A 16,842-nucleotide genomic window follows, 5' to 3' on the forward strand; every position below is an offset into this window, starting at 1 on the left:
CTCACGGGGTCGGGCTCGCTCGGCGGCGGCAGCTCTTGCGGTGGCTCGGCCGGCTCGGGATCGGGGGGCGTCGGGGCCTCGTCCGGCTTGTGATTGGGATCTGGTGGGTCACTCAGTTGTATTCGTTGCATTGAGATCAGGTCGATTCGCCGCCCGTCACTCGCGAGCGCGCATCATTTCCAAGAGAGCACGGACACGCACGCGAGCGCAAGCGTTCGCCGCGGTCCCCCGCGGCAAATCCTGCGATGGCTCGGCGTGGGCGCGCAGTGGCACCCACGTTGCACCGAGCGGATGCCGTGCCCCCGAGCCCCCGCGAGACCGTCGTCATCACCGGAGCGTCCGCTGGCGTGGGCCGGGCGCTCGCTCGCGAGTTCGCTCGCGGTGGGGCCAACGTCGCGCTGCTCGCCCGCGGCAGCCCGGGATTGGAAGCGGCGGCGCGCGAGATCGAGGCGCTCGGGGCGTTCACCGAGAGCCTGCGGGTCGAGCTCATGCACGACGAGATCGACATTCACGTGACCATGGTTCAGCTCCCGGCCGTCAACACTGTTGCAAGCCGACGGCATGCACACCACCGTCGACGCGTGGTTGACCCGGCGCGGTGATCGGGTGACGGTGTTGATCACCAACCACGCCCAGCCCGACCTCGAGATCCGCAGCGAGGAGATCGAGCTGCGCCTGCTCGGTGCTCGAGCGCCGCGCGGCGCGGTGATCCGCCGCGTCGACGCCAGCCACGCCAATCCCAAGGCGGTCTGGGAGCAGATTGGATCACCGACCTATCCGACCGCCGAGACCCTCGAGCTGCTCGAGTCGGCCTCCGCGATCGGCACGGCGGCCCAGCCATTTCAGCAGCTATCCGATGTCACCCAGATCAACTTCACCGTCCCAGCCCACGCCTTGGCGGTGGTCCGCCTCGACTACGAACCGCCCGCGCCAGCGGGAACTCCGGTGTGAGTTCGCGGCCCGCGAACAGCCCGCTCGTACCGAGCGAGACCCGGGGGTTGAGCGACGACGCGCTCGTCGACCTGCTGCAGCGCGAGGCGTTCTCGTACTTCCCGGAGACCATGCTCGAGACTGGGTTGGTGCCCGACTCGACCCGCCCGGAGTCGCCGGTCAGCATCGCTGGGGTCGGGCTGGGACTGTGCGCCGCGATCGTCGGGGTCGCCCGCGGCTTGCTCACCCGCGGCGAGGCCCTGCAGCAGGCGCTCGCGGTGCTGCGGCTGTTCAACCGCAGCCCCCAGGGGCCGGGCTTGGACACCAGCGGTCACCGCGGCTTCTATTACCACTACCTGGATCCTGCGACGCATCGTCGCGCTGGTCGCTGCGAGCTCTCGTCGATCGACACCGTCCTGTTGATCGCCGGGTTCTTGACCGCTCGGCAGTTCTACGACCGAGATGACGAGCGCGAGCTCGAGCGGCGCGAGCTCGCGGACGCGCTCTACCGCCGCGTCGACTGGCGATGGATGCTCGCTGGCGGGCCGACCCTCAGTCATGGCTGGCGCCCCGAGCGAGGGTTTCTGAACGCCCGCTGGGCCGGCTATACCGAGGCCCTGCTGCTGTACGTGCTCGCTAGCGGGTCGCCGACCTTCCCGATTGCGAGGCAGTGCTACGAGGCCAGCACCGACGAGTACAGCTGGACTCGCATCTACGGCCACGATCTGCTCTACGCCGGCCCGCTGTTCATTCACCAGCTCCCGCAGTGCTGGCTGGATCTGCGTGGCATCTCCGATCCATGGCTGCGCGAGCACGGGATCGACTACTTCGAGAACAGCCGCCGGGCGACCTTGGTCCAGCAGACCTATGCGGTCCGAAACCCGCGAGAGTTTGTCCACTACGGCAGCTGTCACTGGGGCATCACGGCCAGCGATGGGCCCGGCCCCAGCGTCCACGTGGTCGACGGCAGGCGGCGACGATTCTGGGACTACAAGGCCCGCGGTGTGCCGTACGGGCCCGACGACGGCACGGTCGCGCCATGGGCGGCCGTCACCTCGCTCCCGTTCGCGCCCGAGCTCGTGCTGCCGACGATCCGCAAGTTCATCGCTGACAAGATCGGCGCTGAGGCTGACTCGACGCGCGTCGGTGGTCGGTCGCATGGGTTCGAGGCCAGCGTCAACTTCAGCTTCCCATGCGGCGAAGACGAGGACTGTTGGCGCTCACCGTGGAACTACGCCCTCAACCAGGGGCCGCTCGTGTTGATGACGGAGAACTACCGGACCGGGTTGATCTGGCGGCTGCTGCGGTCGTGTGATTACGTGGTTCGCGGCCTTCGGGGCGCCGGGTTTCGCGGGGCCTGGCTGGACTGATGTCGACGCGGGGTGCCAGCGTGTGGTTCAGCGCTGGCACACGAATCGCACGAGTATTTAGCCACGATGACTGAACAACTCGAGAACAAGAAGATCGCCATCCTCGCCACAGACGGCTTCGAGCAGAGCGAGCTCGACGCGCCCAAGCGGGCCTACATCGCCGAGCGCGCGGAAGTCGACATTATCTCGATCGACAGCCAGCGCTCGATTCGTGGCTGGGCCGAGACGAAGTGGGGCGACATGTTCGAGGTCGATCGCTGCGTACCCGAGGCGAAGGCCGCCGACTATGACGCCTTGCTGATCCCGGGCGGACTGTTCAATCCGGACAAGATGCGCCAGAGCGCCGACGCGCTCGAGTTCGTGCGCAACTTTGCCACGGCCGGCAAGCCGATCGCCGCGATCTGTCACGGGCCGTGGGTGCTGATCAACGCGGACCTCGTCAACGGCCGCCGGATGACGTCGTACCCGTCGATCAGGCGCGATCTCGAGAACGCGGGCGCGACCTGGGTCGACGAGGAGGTTGTCACGGATGATGGGTTGATCACGAGCCGCAGCCCCGACGACATGGAGGCGTTCCTGCGCGCGACGATCGCTGGCTTTCGTGACGCGCAGGGAGTGCGTGGGAGTCGCGCGGCTCCGTAGTTTTTGCGCGGGTGAGTTCAGCCGCCGGGAGACCCGCTGTCCTGAAGTCGCCCAATTCGTCGTTCTCTGGTAGGCCGGGACGTCCTTGTCCAATGCTGCGGCAGGCCATCGCCAGCCCCGCCAACCCCAGGATCAGCCACCAACGTACGTTCATTGTCCACCTTCGAGGTCGTCGAGCAGCGCGACGAAGCGCGAGGGGACCCCATCGGCCGAGACGATGAGCCCGCCGAGGTAGGTGTCGGCCTCGCTCGCCGCCAAGGTTGGCACCGTGAGATGGTCGGCATCGATCGCCAGCGCCGCGGTCCGTAGGAGTTCGCCGTCGAACCCAAAGTCGGCGATGAGCGGCCAAAACTCCTTTGCTCCGGTTTGCACGGTGAGGAGCGCCCGCAGCCGATCACCGATGGCCACCGCAGTGGTCAATGAGGTCATCCCATCTTCACTACATACCGAGTGTTCCCGCTCCCACATTACGTCGCCGCTGCTCGAGACAGACGCCAACCACGCTCGAACGTTGGTCCCCGACCTCCGTCCCGCAAATACAACCGTGTCTGCGTGACCAAACACGGCCTTGACCGTGGGAAACGAGTCGAAGGGCAAAACCTCATCAATTTGCGCCCCTCCCATTCCCCGCAGCCAGACCCGAACTCCGGCCGGAGAGTCGATACCCCCGGTCGCAACCCAGCCACCCAATACCCCTGCTGCGATGACCTCGCCCGATTCGTCTTTCTCCGGTAGGCCGATGATCTCACCCCACACCGGTTTCGGCGGCTTTGTCGTCTCGTACCCCGCGATGAATGCGTCCTCAAACATTGGATCGCCCTGCTGGGCCACGAAGGTGCCGACCATGCCGATGACCCCATCGGCGATGTCGAGCCGCCGAATGGAGTCGAGCTCGATGACCCAGTCATCGGCGACGCCGTCGGGCGTAAATCGCCGGACGTCCTTGTTCAACGCCGCGTAGAGATACTCACCGTCCCAGGCGAGGTGTGACCGAGTGACTTTCTCGATCTGCTTGGTCCACACCACGGTCCCATCGAGCGCACGGGCCTCGAGAAAGCCCGGCCCCGGAAAGCTGTTGCCGTTCTCGATTCCGGCGAGGTAGAGCGCGCTGGGGGCCAGCTCGAGCTTCCATACGGTCGACGCTGCGCCTTCGACCGTGCTGCTGGTCCTCTCCAGCCACTGCACCCCGACCTCATCGAACTGGGACAGGTCGCAAAGCGCGGGCTGATCACCGTCGCCATCGCCGTCGCCGTCGCCGTCGCCGTCGCCGTCGCCGTCGCCGTCACCGTCACCGTCACCGTCACCGACAGCATCGTCACCGCCAGCACCGCCGTCGTTCGACGAACCACTCGGACGGCAGGCCATCACCAGCCCCGCCAACCCCAGAATCAGCCACCAACGCACGTTCATTGTCCACCTTCAATCGCTAGTTCGAGTTCGAGATAGCGGGTCCCGCCCTCGTCATTATCAAAGTAGTCCGAGCGCGCCGCTGACAAGATCATCATTGCGTCGTCCCGCCGCGCCCGGCGTGCGCCCTCGGCGGCTGTCGCGTCGATCTCGGCGAGCATGGCGACGACTTTCGCCTCGGTCTGCGCGGCGCGCTCGCTGGGCGCGAGGCCGTCCCACGCGCCGCTGTCTTTGCCCTCGTACCCCGCGGACGCCGGGTCCACCGGGCGGGCCGGGACCCGTCCGAGGTTGACGGTGACACCTGAGGCTCGAGTGCGCGTGAAGCTATCCGCGCCTTGGGCCTCACCCACACGCTCTCCTGCCGAAGGTCCGACCTTCAGCGCCACGCACACCCCGAGCACCGCGAGGATCATGACGCCGAGCGATCGGCGTTGGCTGGTTGGGCGCCTCATTCGTTGAGCTCCCGGCAGGTCCAGACGTTGTTTAGCGGACCGAGCCCGCTGCCGCCACCATAGATGTAGTTGAATCCTTTGTTGCCAGGGCCGCACGGGTCTCCGGGGGACATGGTCGTCAGGTCGTCAAACCCGTCATCGTTGCGGTCCTCGACCCACAGCCGAGTCGCAAGCCGCTCGCTGGTGTCGATGGTGCCCTGGAGGTTGCTGCGGACAACCGTCCAGTCACCACTATCGAGCCCTGCTTGACCACCGTAGATCGCGTAGGCGTTGCCCGCATCCGTGAAGCCCTCCCAGTCTTCGAACGGCGCGCCAACCACGAGATCGTCGCATGCGTCATTGTCGAAATCTCCGACGACCAGCGTATCCCCAAACCGAGCCCCGACCTCACAACTCCCGTTGGCACCGGAGTCACCCTGCAACCAAACATCATTCACCGCCGACACGCCGCCGCTGGACCCGTACAAAACATGTACTGCGCCCGCCTCGACGCGGCTCCCAATCGCTTCATCTGGCGCGCCGATCACCAGGTCCGCGTACCCATCACAGTTGAAGTCACCCACCGCGAGCCGAGCGCCAAAGCGGTCATTGTTCTCGGAGCCGCCCTTGATGTCGGTGCTGTCGCTGGTCCAGAGTTGATCGGCGACGGCGGTGAGGCCATTGGGCGAGCCATAGATCACGTGCACGGCCCCCGAGTTGGTGGTGGTGGCGGTATCGTGGCCGGGGACACCAACTGCGACGTCGTCATGGCCGTCACCGTCAAAGTCCCCGACGACGACCGCCGCGCCGAACTGATCATGGGACTCGAGGCTGCCAATGATCCCGACGGTGTCCTCCGTCCACTCCTCGGGCTCGGCCTGTCCGGTGTACTTGACCAGGATCCGACCACCTTCCATGAGATGACTCGGCTCTCCCCACACGAGATCCTTTAGCCCATCTCCGTTGAGGTCACCTACGCCGTACCGTCGATAGGCGGTCGGGTCGTCGGGGTCATGGTCCGCGCCGTCGATCTCGCCGTCGTCGTCCGAGTCACGGTCGTGCTTGTCAATCTGGCCGTCGCCGTCCGTGTCCTCGAACGCCCCGTCGAGTCGATCGGGCAGGTCATCGCCGTCGGAGTCCGAGTCGCAGATATCGGGCCATCCGTCGCCGTCGCCGTCAGCGACCTCGCTCTCGTCCGCGTTCAGGATCCCATCGTCGTCACAGTCGTGATCGCGCGGCTGCGTTGGGATCAGCCCATCCTCGAACATGAAGTGCGACCACACGATTCGGTCAAACCCCGCGGGGACGAGTTCGAGCGTGTGGTCATTGGGATCATTGCCGTCACCAAGCGCATACGTGGCCGTACGCGCGACATCGCAGGTCACCGTGACCCTGTACCCGCCGTCCATGTTGTAGTCATCGAAGCTCCCGTACCCCAGGCCGTCTTCACCGTTGACCATGGGGACGGCGACGGCGCTCCCGTCAGGCCGCCGCACCGACGCGGTGAACGTCACCCCATCGCCGATCACACCGTCCCAGGCGGCCTCGGCGATGATCTCGACGGCGTCACTCTGCGACGTGATCTTGTTCAGCGAAGTCGACGCAAAGCAGCGGGGGCCATCATGCTCGATATGAGCGAGGGCGAGCTGGGCTTCGGGAACGACCTTGGGGGTCTCCGAGACGGGCGCCGCCAGCTCGAGCGTCCAGGTGCCGGGCGCTGGCGCGGGTACGCGAAGCAGGAAATAGTAGCCGTCGGGGTCATCGGTCACGAAGCTCCCGTCAGACGGCTGAATCAGCTCGTCGTTGGGCCCCGTGAGCGTGAAGTCCAGGTCCCACGTGGGCTGACTGTGCCTGTCTGGCGTGAGCAGTAAGACCATGCGCTCTGCCGACGGCTCGACGTTGATGTCATAGCTGACCGTCCCCGGTAGCTTGGGGTCGCCGTCCGACAGCACGCTCCGCGCGTCGAGGGACAGCTGCTCGCCCCGCATCTTGGCGCGCATCCAGAAGAATGTTGCGGGGATCTCGTCGGGCGGGATCTGAGCGAATAGCTCGCCGCCCGACTGACTGGCGAGATCTTGCAGCGTCGAACCGTTGAAGTCGCCGATCGGGGAGATGTAGATGGGGATATCGAGTGCCTTCGACGTATCGGAGACCTCCTCCATCGAGATGGTGCTCGAGTTGTCCTCTCCGTCGGTCAACATGAACACCGCGCTATTGGCCCCGACCGGAAGTGTCTGAAATACCGCATCGACCGCGTCATGAATGGCCGTCATACCCAGCGGATCGATGCCCTTCACGGCCTCGATGATCTCCCACGGGCGGACGACCCCTGGTGTCCCGATCGGCTGACCGGTCTCGACCGTGCTGAGCGGTATCAGGATGTCGTGCTGTTCAGCGAACTCCATGACGACGACGTCGATCCCCTCGTCCACGGCGGCGTCTGCGAAGCCGGCAACGCCAGCCCGCGCCCAGTCGATCCGGCGCTGAGTCTTGCCTCCGACCTTCCACTTGTTGCCCATGGAGCCTGAACGATCGAGCAAGATCGCGATCGTGTCCTCGGCCGAGATCTTGTCTGTGTTGACCTCGATCGGATACGAACTGCACGCCGCGCGGTTATCAACAGTCGGGGTCGCGGACTTGGACTTGTTGTCGTGATTGACGGGGCTCAGCCACGAGAGGTCGACTGGGGCGAACCATGGGTACTTGTTGGGCCACCCATGCGCGAGGTTGTACTCCATCAGCTCCCAGTCCGAACCGCCAACTTCGCTGGGTGTGCCCTGAAGGATCTCGTACTCGAGGTCACCGTCGACGAAGCCTTGCTGGGCGATCAACGCCTGGACATACCTGTACTGATCGCTGGTTTCCCAGCGCTGCGTGGAGCGGTTCCAGCGCTCATCGACGTCTTTGGCGGAGCAGATGCCGAGCTGCTGGTAGACCGCCGTGGTCAGCGGGGCACCGGGTCCGAGCGCGCCAAAGTACGCCCCGCGGCCGAGGCCGTCGAACTGCCAATCGAAGGTGTTCGGCCTGACGTCGACGACCGAGTTGGCCGTTCGTCGCTCACATAGATCCGTCGTCGACACGTCGATCCGCACGTCCTCTTGCTGCCCTATCGCATATCCTGGAATGATCAGGTCGACGACGAACACATCCTCACCGTTGACGGCTTCGACCCAGTAGTTGGCGCTGGTCTGTCCGGGTGTGTAGTTCCCCATGCTATTGCCGCAACCCGGGGTGGCGCCGAACGTCAGCGTCAGCGCTGGCGTCGTGGGTGCATAGTTGACCTCCCAGGTCAGATCAGTCCCCTCGATGGAAGCGCGCAGGTCCCAGGCGTTGGTCGGCGGGCGGTGGTAGGCCTCGAACGTGACCTCGTGAGAGGTGCCTTGCGAATCAATGTATTCGATCGTTCGGTTCGCTTCGACCCAGACGTCGGGCTCGACGTCCTGACCCAGCCACACGTCGAGCAACAACGAGGTGCCGCTGCGCGGGCCCTGGTAGCCAAGACCGTCTCCGCGGGTGCGATCGAACACCAGCGGGGTGTTCAGCTCCGAGGCCTCGGCCGTGAACTCGTAGCACCGGTAGGTTGGCGTGTCGCAGGAATTCTTTTGCTTGCCAGCGAGTTGGCAGTTGGTTGGACCGCCCATCTGCGGTTCGAGCATGAGTGGATTCGAGTCATCCACACACTTGGCATCGTACCGCTGCATGATCGAGTGATTAGCCTCGTCCCAGTCCGCTTCATCAATCGCCACGCCGATCCCACAACCCGACCCAAACCGGCGTTGCTCATCATACTGATCCCGCAGTCCCGTCACCAGGTGCCCAAATTCATGAGCGATCACCCGAAACTGGATGTTATCGGTCGCGTGAAGGTGCCTGCTCGGGTGCCCAAACGGCCCCGAGCCGGTCACGGTGAACCGCGTGAATAGCGACGGAGGCTGCCACAGAATGTCCGCGCGAGCCGCCGAGAACCCGTTGCGCTCGAGCGCAAACTCATTCAGCTGAATCGCCCCATCAGTCGCGTCGCAGAACATGCGAGACGCATGCCTCAGCTTATCTGCGATCAGGTCCACGTTCGCCTGAGTTGGAGGATAGGCAATATGAACGGTCATGCTGCCGGTCGTCGGCCCGTTGTCACCGGGGACCAACCTGCCTTCCCCGGCACGTGCGTCTGCGGATGCCAGGCAAAAGCCGAAGACAGTGAAAGTCAAGAGGGCGCCGCTCATCGGTTTATGTCCGTTCATGACCCGAAGATGTACGGTGGGCCCCGCGCGGCAAGAGGTCGGGTAGGCTCGGCGAAGCGCCTGGCGGTTCGCAGCGCCGAAACCAGGAGGGCTGTACTACGTAAACTAGAGCTCCATTGACACTGAGTTGCGCCTCGGGTTTCCGTCAGCCCGATTGGCCACAACAGTTGGGGTAATTAGAGATCCCCCAGCTATGGGTGTTCAGGGACACCACGCGCGATTCATCAGATGCCGAATGACGCGCGGCGACTCGCCCCGTCGCTACCCACGGAGGGGAATGAACAACGAATCGCGGAACGACTTGCCGGGCGTGGCACTTCAACCCCGCGGAGGTTGCAGCGGCGCCTCCACGCCCAGCAGCCGCGCAGCGGCCACAAACAGTGTCAGCGAGGTCTTGCGACGTTGGCGCGGCACCGCTGACCAGCGACGAGCAGCGCCGAGGTCGATCCAACAGGCCAGTGAGCGTGGGCGCCGGCTCCCCACGTCTCCCCGGCCGTGGCGTTGCGCCTAAGCACCGATCGCGCCGCGGGCCGAGACCGGCAGCGGCGACTCGCTCCCGGGCTGCTTGGGCGGGATCTTGCTGATCGCCCGCTCAGCCAGCGCGGTGATCGTGAGGCTAGGATTCACCCCGGGGTTGGCCGAGATCGCGGCCCCATCGATCACGTACATACCCTCATACCCAAACACCCGGTGCTGCGGATCGATCACCCCCTCGGTCGCGTCACGACCCATGCACGCCCCGCCCAAGATATGCGCGGTGGTAGGGATATTGAGCGCGGTCTCGGTCACCATTGACCCAGGGAAGCCCTGAACCTTGTCCGCGACGGCGTTCGCAAGCTCGGTGGCCTCAGGGATCGACGCGGTCGGCGCTTGGCCGTGCTCGAGGTCGCTGCCCATGTGTTTGCGCAGCGCGCCCTTGCGGCGAAACCGGAGCGTGCCATCGGTCGAGCGCATGTACAGCAAGATGATCGTGTACTTGGCCCAGTCGGGCACGAAGTAGCTCTTGAGAAAGTGCAGCGGGCTGGTAAGCGCGCGGCCCATGGCCTGGAACAGCTTGACGATGCCCGGCGCGTTGCCGCCGACGTGGGGGGCCATCAACGTGCGAAAGAAGCCAGAGCCGGCCCCGTAGCGCACGACCTCGAGGTGTGACTGCTCGTCGGTCTGATAGATCGAGCCAATTGAGACGCCCTTGCTCAGGTCACGATCGCGGCGCTCGCTGACCACGCCGATCAGCGACTCCGAATTTGTGCGGATCCGCCGACCCACCTGTTCGGACAGCCGCGGCAGCGAGCGCTCGCGCAGGCGCAGCAGCAGATCCACGCTGCCCAGCACGCCAGCCGAGAAGATCACCTGCCTGGCGGTGTAGCGCCCGCGCTTGCGCAGCGCACCGAACAGGCCCTTGCCCTCCTTGGTCAGGATCTCGTAGCCGCCGCTGCCGTCCCCGGGCGCGAGCGGGCGGACGTCGATCACTTCGCAGTCCGCCCGCAGGTCGAGACCGAGCTTGCGCGCGAAATACAGGTAGTTCTTGTCGAGCGTGTTCTTGGCCCCGTGGCGGCAGCCGGTCATGCACGCCCCACACTTGATGCAGGCGGTTCGCTCGGGGCCGTGACCTTCGAAGTAGGGATCCGGCACGGTGGCCCCGGGCTCGGCTCCGTGTTCGCCCGTCTTGCCCCCATTCGGGCCCCCAGTCGTACCAAAGTAGACAGCGACATGCGTCGGCTCGAACGCCTCGGGCTGGCCCCGATCGGCGGCGATCTGCTTCAAGATCCGGTCTGGTGGGGTCAAGAACGGGACTTGCTCGGCCCCGAGCATGCGCCGCGCGACGGCGTAGTGGGGCGTGAGCTCCCGCTCCCAGTCGCCGAGCTCGGCCCAGGCCGGACTCTGAAAGAAGTCGCGCTTGGGGATCGGCAAGGTGTTGGCGTAGACCAGCGAGCCACCGCCGACCCCAGCGCCAGCGAGCACGGTCACGTGCTTGAAGAAGCGCATTTGAAAGATCCCGCGAAACCCCAGGCGCGGCATCCACAGCCAGCGGCGCAGGTTCCAATTGGTCTTGGGAAAGTCCTTGGCCTCGAGCTCGGCGCCCTTCTCCAACATCAGGACGTCGTAGCCCTTCTCGAGCAGGCGCAGGGCCGAGACGCTGCCGCCGAAGCCGGATCCGATGACGGCGAAGTCGTGGTCGAGGGGCATCGACCTCATTGTTAGACTTTTCCGCACGCCGTGCGACCCAGGGACCGAGGAAAATCGGTCCAGAGTGTGGCAGGCTGTGAGCCGCGAGCGATGCGCTGGATCCTGCTCATGCTGTTGACCGCCACCGCGTGCGCCGGGGCGACCCCCGCTCGCCCCGGAGCGTCCGACTCGTCGTCCGCTTCGTCGTCCGATTGGTCACCCACCCAGCCGCCGCAGCTCGATGATGGCTGGCCCGTCGCCGACGCGTCCGACAAGGGGATCGACGCGTCGATCCTCCAAAAAATGGCCAGTGACCTCGCCGATCACGACTACGTGCAGCTGCGCTCGATGCTGCTGGTGCGCAACGGTGCCCTGGTGTTCGAACTCTACGATCGTCCGTCGCGCGCCCGGGAGCTGCAGGATCTTCGTTCGACCACCAAGAGCGTGACCGGTCTGCTCGTGGCGGAGGCCGCGGCGCGGGGCCACCTCGACCTCGACGCGCCGATCTTGCCGCATCTCAGCTCGGATCCCGCGAGCTTCAGCGCCGCGTGGCAGGCCACCACCTGGCGTCAGCTGCTCACGATGCGCAGCGGCCTGGCGTGTGACGATCACGACCCCGCCAGCCCCGGCCACGAGGATCGGATGTATCGCTCGCGGGACTTCTCGGGGGACTGGGTGAAGTTCTGGCTGGCCGTGCCGCGCGAGCAGCCAGCCGGCCAAGACGGGCGCTACTGCACGGGCAACGCAGTCGCGCTGGGTCGTGCGCTGGCCAGCGCCGTGGGGGAGCCGGTCGACGCCTGGGCCGCGCGGGTCCTGTTCGAGCCGCTGGGGATCACCAGCGCACGCTGGGCCGAGTACGCTGGCGGCGAGGGGATCGACACGGGCGGTCACCTGCGGCTGCGCCCGCGCGACCTCGCCCGGATTGGCCAGCTGGTGCTCGAGGGTGGCTCGTGGCAGGGGACCACCGTGCTCGATCCGGGCGCGGTCGCGGTGGCCGTCACCGCTGACTCGACCGTCGACGGCAGCGACTACGGATTACTGTGGTGGGTGTCCGCGTTCGACACCGCTGATGGCCGCACGCTTCGGGTATGGGAGACCCGCGGGAACGGGGGCCAGCATGTGTTCGTGCTGCCCGAGCTCGAGCTCGTCGCGGTCTTCACTGGGGGCGCCTACAACCACCCCGACGCCGCGCTGCCCTACGTGCTGATGGCCCGCCACGTGCTCCCGGCCCTCGGCGTAGCTGTCACGGCGCCACCCGCGAATGGGTGAGTACGGCGGGCACAGGCCGGTGCTACGAGTCCCCGAACACGACCATGGCCAGCGACAGGTTCGCGTGCACGTTGCCGGCGTTGCCCGCAGGACCTTGTTCACCAAACGTGCACAGCCCCAGGATCGGGATGTCCCCGAGCACGCGAAGGTGCTCCTGCAGCGCGGCGTGCAGGTCGTCACCTACCGCAGTGGCACAGCCCGCGCAGTAGATCAGCAGCGCGGCCCGAACCTCGTGATCTTCGATCTTGGCCCGCTCGAGCGCGCGCTGCAGCAACAGGGCGATGCTGCCCGTCAGCCGCTGCGGATCGCTGTGCATTCGATACAGCCGCTGGCGATTGTTGACCCGGGCGAACACCGAGACCCCGCCCGTCTCGGCATGGATCTGCGCGGGGTGGATCGTCAGGTAGTGCATGCCCCGGCCGGTGTCGAGCCGCAGCCCGAGCGGGGCGAGGGCGCTCTCGGCCAAGATCGTGCCGCCGGTCTGGGCTTGCTCGGAGATGCTCTCACCTAGCCACTCGCGCAGCTTGGCCGCCGCGGGCTGACGGTCGAGCGAGAGCAAGCAGCGGTCGTCGGCCTGGGTGACCAGCGCGCTGTCGGTGGTCGCCGTGTAGGGGGCGAGCAGCGCTCCACCGCAGCGCAGCGAGCCGCACACGCCCGCGAGCGCGAGCGCGTCGCTGCGCACGGCGTCGTTGGTGATCACCTTCCAGTCGCCGCGCAGCAGGTCGTCGGCCGCGCTGCCACCAAACACGGGGACCCGCGGGAACACGTCGGCGACACCCGCGAGCAGCCCCTCTTCGGCGCCCGGGGCCGCGTTGAACAACAGCAGCTTGGGTTCGCTCGGCAGCTGGTCGCGGAGCTGCTCGGCCACCCGGCGTCCAACGGCGCCGGGATCGCCGTTGATGCGCGAGCCACTGACCGCGAAGTTGACACCCTCGGCCGCGAGCAGCATGACGCCCAGCGAACCGCTGGGACTCTTCAAGATGCCCCGCGAGCCAAGCAGGCCGATCGAGGTCGTGAGCCCGTGGAGCGGCACGTCCGGAAGTTGCTCGCGGAGTCGCGTGACCACGGCGTGGACGTCAAATCCAACGCTGGTGCCGAGTATCGCAAGACCCGGCTTCGCGCCGTCGAGCTGCGCGAGCGCGCTGGCCAGCGCTTCGTCGACAGCTTCGCGCTCCGAGGCCGCGACGCTGGTCCCCAACCCTGCAAGAAATCGTGTCATCGAGTGGCGAGCATTGCTGCTATATGGAGTGTATAGCAGCAATTGAGCGCGTGCGGCCGTCGTTATTGCGCAGCCCGAAATTGCGCAGCCCGAATTGGCGGAGCGCTCAGGCCGCCCAGCGCTGCGAGGAGAACGCGACAAACACGGCGACCCAGCGCTCGCGCAGCTTGACGTGCCCGTCCTCGACGATCTCCGGAAACCACAGGAGCAGGGCACCATCTTGCCAGGGACCGTCGCGCTCCGAGTACGCCGGGTCGCTGCCCTGATTCATGTGGACCCGGTAGATCCCAGTCGCCGGGCGGAAGCCAAAGTGTGGGTCCGGCTCGTGGATCGGACCAAAGCGCTCACCGAACGCGTAGATCAGGGCGTCTTCATCACGCAGCGCCCGGCCGACCCATAGATCCAGCAGCTCGTTGAAGTCGTCGTCGGGCCCCGGCACGTCCCACGGGAGCTCGGACATGCGCTCGCGCGAGAGCAGGTTCGCGCGGACATAATCGAGCGCCGCCCCGCCCGAGCTCGGCGGCTGACCACAAAACCCGAGCGGCAGCGCGCGGAGTCGCTCGAGCAGCGGGTGCTCGAAGCGATCGTCGATCAGGTACAGCAGCTGCGAGGGCCCGGCCGAGGAGCGCACGCTGATCGACACCCGGTAGTCCTCGCCATGGTCGACGGCGTGGACGTGGTAGTGCGGCGTCCGCCCACGGCCCTGGCGGCTGGCGATCGGGCGGGCCTTGAGCACGCCGTAGCGTTGGAGGGGCATGGGTCACTCTAACCGACTCGACCTGCTCGAATCTCCAAGACAGCCGGGCTCCGACCGAGTAGCATCCCTGGCAACCGTGAACATCGCCGCGCTGCTGCTGCTCGCAACCTTGAACCCGACCATGGATCGGGCTGACAGCATCCCCGGCCTGGTGATGCGCTCGGTGGTGATTGAGACCGAGCGGGTCCAGCAGCGGGTCTTGCGGGGCGACTACGAGCGGCCCGACGCCGTGGTGGTCGTCTACGTCGACCTCTGGCCGCGGCTCCTCAATGACGTCGCCCGTCATGTGTTGGCCAGCGACACCGAGCTGAGCGTGCTCTACCAGCTCGACACGGGCCGCGCCCAGGCCCGCGCCTGGGTTCGCGGGCTCGAGCGGCACACCCGGGCCTACGCGAGCCCGGGCCAGATCGAGTTCGTCGAGTTCGGCACCGACTCGATCTGGGTCCGCGACTGGGGCCCGCTGCAGCTCGCCGAGCTGGCCGACCGCCGGGCTCTGTGGCTCGACGCCGACTACATCGACGAGGACCGCGAGCACGACGACGAGGCCGCGCTCGAGCTGGCCCGGGCGCGTGGGGCCAAGATCGCGCCGCTCCCCCACGAGATCGACGGTGGCGCGTTCATCAGCAACGGCGAGGGCCTGTGCGTCCTGACCTTTGGCTACATCGCGTTCGAGGGCTACGGCGAGGGTGAGCTCGAGGACATGCTCGGGCAGCTCGGCTGCTCGGTCACCGCGATCGTCCCGACCATGTTGCGCGAGGAGACCAAGCACGCCGACATGATCGCGCAGTTCGTGAGCCCGACGCGGGTGCTGCTCGCCGAGATCGATCCCGACCTCGATCTCGAAGACTCGCTGCGCCTCGACGAGGCCGAGCTGGGCCTGCGCCGGGCCGGATCGGTGCTGGGTCTCGACCTCGAGGTGGTTCGCGTGCCGACTCCGCCAACCATCAAGAACATCACGCGCAGCTACGTCAACGGCCTGCGCCTCGCCGATCGCTTCTTGATGCCCCGCTACCCGCGACAGCCTCGCAGCATCGAGCGTGAGGCTCATGCGGCGATCCAGGGGGCGCTCGACGGCGTCGATGTCGTGCTGGTGTCGGTCGCCGAACTCGAGAATCTCGGCGGCGCGATCCACTGCGCCGCGCTCGGGGTGTTTCGCTAATCCATATCAGGCGCGCAGGCAGCCCAGGCTCACCAGCATCGTCAAGACCTCGAGCACGTCGGACTCGTGCAGCGACTGATCCGCGCACCTGTCCACCACCTCGGTCACGCTCACACGCGCGCTTTGATTGAGCAGCTCGAACAGCCCCACGGCCGCGGGGATCGACGCGCGGTCGGGCCACTGGAAGGTCCGCCCGCACACGCCGATAATCAGCTGATCCTCCCAGCGCTCGTACACGATCCGCGCACCCACGCGCCGTTGTAGCGAGGCGTCGCGCCCGACAAAGGCGTGCTCGTCGGGCAGCGGGAGCGCGGCCTTGCCCGCCAAGCTCAGGACCTCGAGAGCATTGACGACCTCGGCGTGGCCGCGCGGCGAAGCCCGATCAATCACCATGCTCAGCGACATCGACGGCCCCACCTGCGTGAACCCATGCACGTGGGTGCCCGGCCAGAACACGATGTCGCCAGGCCCGACGTCGACCTGCACGTCTGGCGGTTTGCGCGGGGTTGCGAGGCCGTTGGCGTCTTCGACCCAGCGCGAGTCGGCGTCGGTCAAGGTCAGCCCCTCCCAGAACATCGCCGTGCGCTGCCCCTGCACCACGTACTGAAACACCGCCTCCTGGTGTGGATCGATGTGAAACCCAAACGGGGTCAGCGAATAGTCACCAACAAACGCATTGTAGCGATAGCTGCGGGGGCCCGTCAGCTCCAGGACCGGGCCCAGCAAGGTCTGCAGTCGCTCGAGCGCGTCAAAGCTGGCCGACTCGAGGCCCGGGGCCTGCATCCCGAATTCACCCCCGAGCGCCGCGTGGGCGTCCTCGACCCACTGCGTGAAGCTGTGCTCCGTGGTCGGCAAGAACGGCGCGGGCTCGAGCAGCATCGCGCCCGACCGGTACATCTCGGCCGGGCGGCCCGGATCTGGCGCGCCGCAGCTGGGCAGTTCCTCGATGTCCAGCCCCCAGCTGCGCTTGAGCGCGTGGATCTTTTGTTGCGAGGAAGTGGCGCGCTCACGCGGGTGGACCCGCTTGATCCACTCGAACACCTCCTCGGTCTCGAACAGCGGACCTGCGCCGCGCAGCACCGCCGGGCTGCCGTCTTCATAGAGCGCTCGCAGCTGGTCGGCCACGCGCGCGAGCTGGGGGGCGAGGTCGTCTTGCCGCGTCACGCCCGTGGGTCTCGCAGCTTTGGCCGGCCGCGTAAAGGCATCGTGGGTGTTTGCGAGTACTCCCCTCCACGCTGGCGGTGTCGGCCCGCG

12 protein-coding genes and 1 pseudogene are annotated in these 16,842 nt (G+C 66.6%); 6 read left to right on the top strand and 7 right to left on the bottom strand.

All coding sequences use genetic code 11. The annotated features are described in order from the left end of the window. Positions 1–245: 245 nt before the first annotated feature. The 4 genes and pseudogenes from ENSA7_RS46350 to ENSA7_RS27055 all read left to right on the top strand — a co-directional run. Positions 246–458 (top strand): annotated as a pseudogene (locus tag ENSA7_RS46350) (SDR family NAD(P)-dependent oxidoreductase); the annotation flags it as partial. A 103-nt stretch (positions 459–561) separates the two neighbouring features. Next, positions 562–951, top strand: a complete 390-nt coding sequence (locus ENSA7_RS27045; RefSeq protein ID WP_146158170.1) for a GH39 family glycosyl hydrolase — start codon at positions 562–564, stop codon at positions 949–951. Between the two features lie 47 nt (positions 952–998). Next, positions 999–2,300 (top strand): glucoamylase family protein, encoded by a 1,302-nt coding sequence (locus ENSA7_RS27050; protein WP_219908061.1) that lies wholly within the window; start codon positions 999–1,001, stop codon positions 2,298–2,300. A 66-nt stretch (positions 2,301–2,366) separates the two neighbouring features. After that, positions 2,367–2,942, top strand: coding sequence for a type 1 glutamine amidotransferase domain-containing protein (locus tag ENSA7_RS27055; protein ID WP_106092246.1), 576 nt, complete (start codon positions 2,367–2,369; stop codon positions 2,940–2,942). Between the two features lie 150 nt (positions 2,943–3,092). On the opposite strand, the gene ENSA7_RS27060 is transcribed toward ENSA7_RS27055, so the two are convergent. The 4 genes from ENSA7_RS27060 to ENSA7_RS27075 form a co-directional block, all read right to left on the bottom strand. Beyond that, positions 3,093–4,352: a hypothetical protein gene (locus tag ENSA7_RS27060; RefSeq protein ID WP_106092247.1), complete on the bottom strand. Its 1,260-nt coding sequence runs from the start codon at positions 4,350–4,352 to the stop codon at positions 3,093–3,095. Further along, positions 4,349–4,801 carry a hypothetical protein gene (locus ENSA7_RS27065; RefSeq protein ID WP_146158171.1) on the bottom strand — a complete coding sequence of 151 codons (453 nt, stop codon included), beginning with the start codon at positions 4,799–4,801 and terminating at the stop codon, positions 4,349–4,351. The genes ENSA7_RS27060 and ENSA7_RS27065 overlap by 4 nt, the downstream gene beginning before the upstream one ends. Further along, positions 4,798–8,808: an FG-GAP-like repeat-containing protein gene (locus ENSA7_RS27070; RefSeq protein ID WP_181234155.1), complete on the bottom strand. Its 4,011-nt coding sequence runs from the start codon at positions 8,806–8,808 to the stop codon at positions 4,798–4,800. The genes ENSA7_RS27065 and ENSA7_RS27070 overlap by 4 nt, the downstream gene beginning before the upstream one ends. Before the next feature lie 717 nt (positions 8,809–9,525). After that, entirely contained in the window at positions 9,526–11,205 is a 1,680-nt protein-coding gene (locus ENSA7_RS27075) for a GMC oxidoreductase (RefSeq protein WP_106092250.1), read from the bottom strand. Positions 11,206–11,295: 90 nt separating this feature from the next. On the opposite strand from ENSA7_RS27075, the gene ENSA7_RS27080 reads away from it, so the two are divergent. Continuing rightward, positions 11,296–12,453, top strand: a complete 1,158-nt coding sequence (locus ENSA7_RS27080) for a serine hydrolase domain-containing protein (RefSeq protein WP_106092251.1) — start codon at positions 11,296–11,298, stop codon at positions 12,451–12,453. Positions 12,454–12,475: 22 nt separating this feature from the next. On the opposite strand, the gene ENSA7_RS27085 is transcribed toward ENSA7_RS27080, so the two are convergent. Next, on the bottom strand, positions 12,476–13,672 hold the full coding sequence (locus ENSA7_RS27085) for an FIST signal transduction protein (protein WP_181234156.1): 1,197 nt from the start codon (positions 13,670–13,672) through the stop codon (positions 12,476–12,478). Positions 13,673–13,778: 106 nt separating this feature from the next. After that, positions 13,779–14,429 (bottom strand): YukJ family protein, encoded by a 651-nt coding sequence (locus ENSA7_RS27090; RefSeq protein WP_106092253.1) that lies wholly within the window; start codon positions 14,427–14,429, stop codon positions 13,779–13,781. A 76-nt stretch (positions 14,430–14,505) separates the two neighbouring features. Here ENSA7_RS27090 and ENSA7_RS27095 point away from each other — a divergent pair, with 76 nt between their 5' ends. After that, positions 14,506–15,588 (top strand): agmatine deiminase family protein, encoded by a 1,083-nt coding sequence (locus ENSA7_RS27095; protein ID WP_181234157.1) that lies wholly within the window; start codon positions 14,506–14,508, stop codon positions 15,586–15,588. A 6-nt stretch (positions 15,589–15,594) separates the two neighbouring features. Here the strand turns inward: ENSA7_RS27095 and ENSA7_RS27100 are convergent, their stop codons facing one another. Then, the gene (locus tag ENSA7_RS27100) at positions 15,595–16,752 is read right to left on the bottom strand and encodes a hypothetical protein (RefSeq protein WP_106092255.1); all 1,158 of its coding nucleotides are present in this window, start codon (positions 16,750–16,752) and stop codon (positions 15,595–15,597) included. Positions 16,753–16,842: the final 90 nt, after the last annotated feature.

Origin of the sequence: Enhygromyxa salina, assembly GCF_002994635.1 — a bacterium.
Classification (GTDB): domain Bacteria; phylum Myxococcota_A; class Polyangia; order Nannocystales; family Nannocystaceae; genus Plesiocystis; species Plesiocystis salina_B.

Coding starts and splice junctions, on each gene's coding strand:
- ENSA7_RS27045 (WP_146158170.1), top strand. CDS start 562: ATGCACACCACCGTCGACGCGTGGTTGACCCGGCGCGGTGATCGGGTG.
- ENSA7_RS27055 (WP_106092246.1), top strand. CDS start 2,367: ATGACTGAACAACTCGAGAACAAGAAGATCGCCATCCTCGCCACAGAC.
- ENSA7_RS27060 (WP_106092247.1), bottom strand. CDS start 4,352: ATGAACGTGCGTTGGTGGCTGATTCTGGGGTTGGCGGGGCTGGTGATG.
- ENSA7_RS27065 (WP_146158171.1), bottom strand. CDS start 4,801: ATGAGGCGCCCAACCAGCCAACGCCGATCGCTCGGCGTCATGATCCTC.
- ENSA7_RS27070 (WP_181234155.1), bottom strand. CDS start 8,808: ATGTTCTGCGACGCGACTGATGGGGCGATTCAGCTGAATGAGTTTGCG.
- ENSA7_RS27075 (WP_106092250.1), bottom strand. CDS start 11,205: ATGCCCCTCGACCACGACTTCGCCGTCATCGGATCCGGCTTCGGCGGC.
- ENSA7_RS27080 (WP_106092251.1), top strand. CDS start 11,296: ATGCGCTGGATCCTGCTCATGCTGTTGACCGCCACCGCGTGCGCCGGG.
- ENSA7_RS27085 (WP_181234156.1), bottom strand. CDS start 13,672: ATGACACGATTTCTTGCAGGGTTGGGGACCAGCGTCGCGGCCTCGGAG.
- ENSA7_RS27090 (WP_106092253.1), bottom strand. CDS start 14,429: ATGCCCCTCCAACGCTACGGCGTGCTCAAGGCCCGCCCGATCGCCAGC.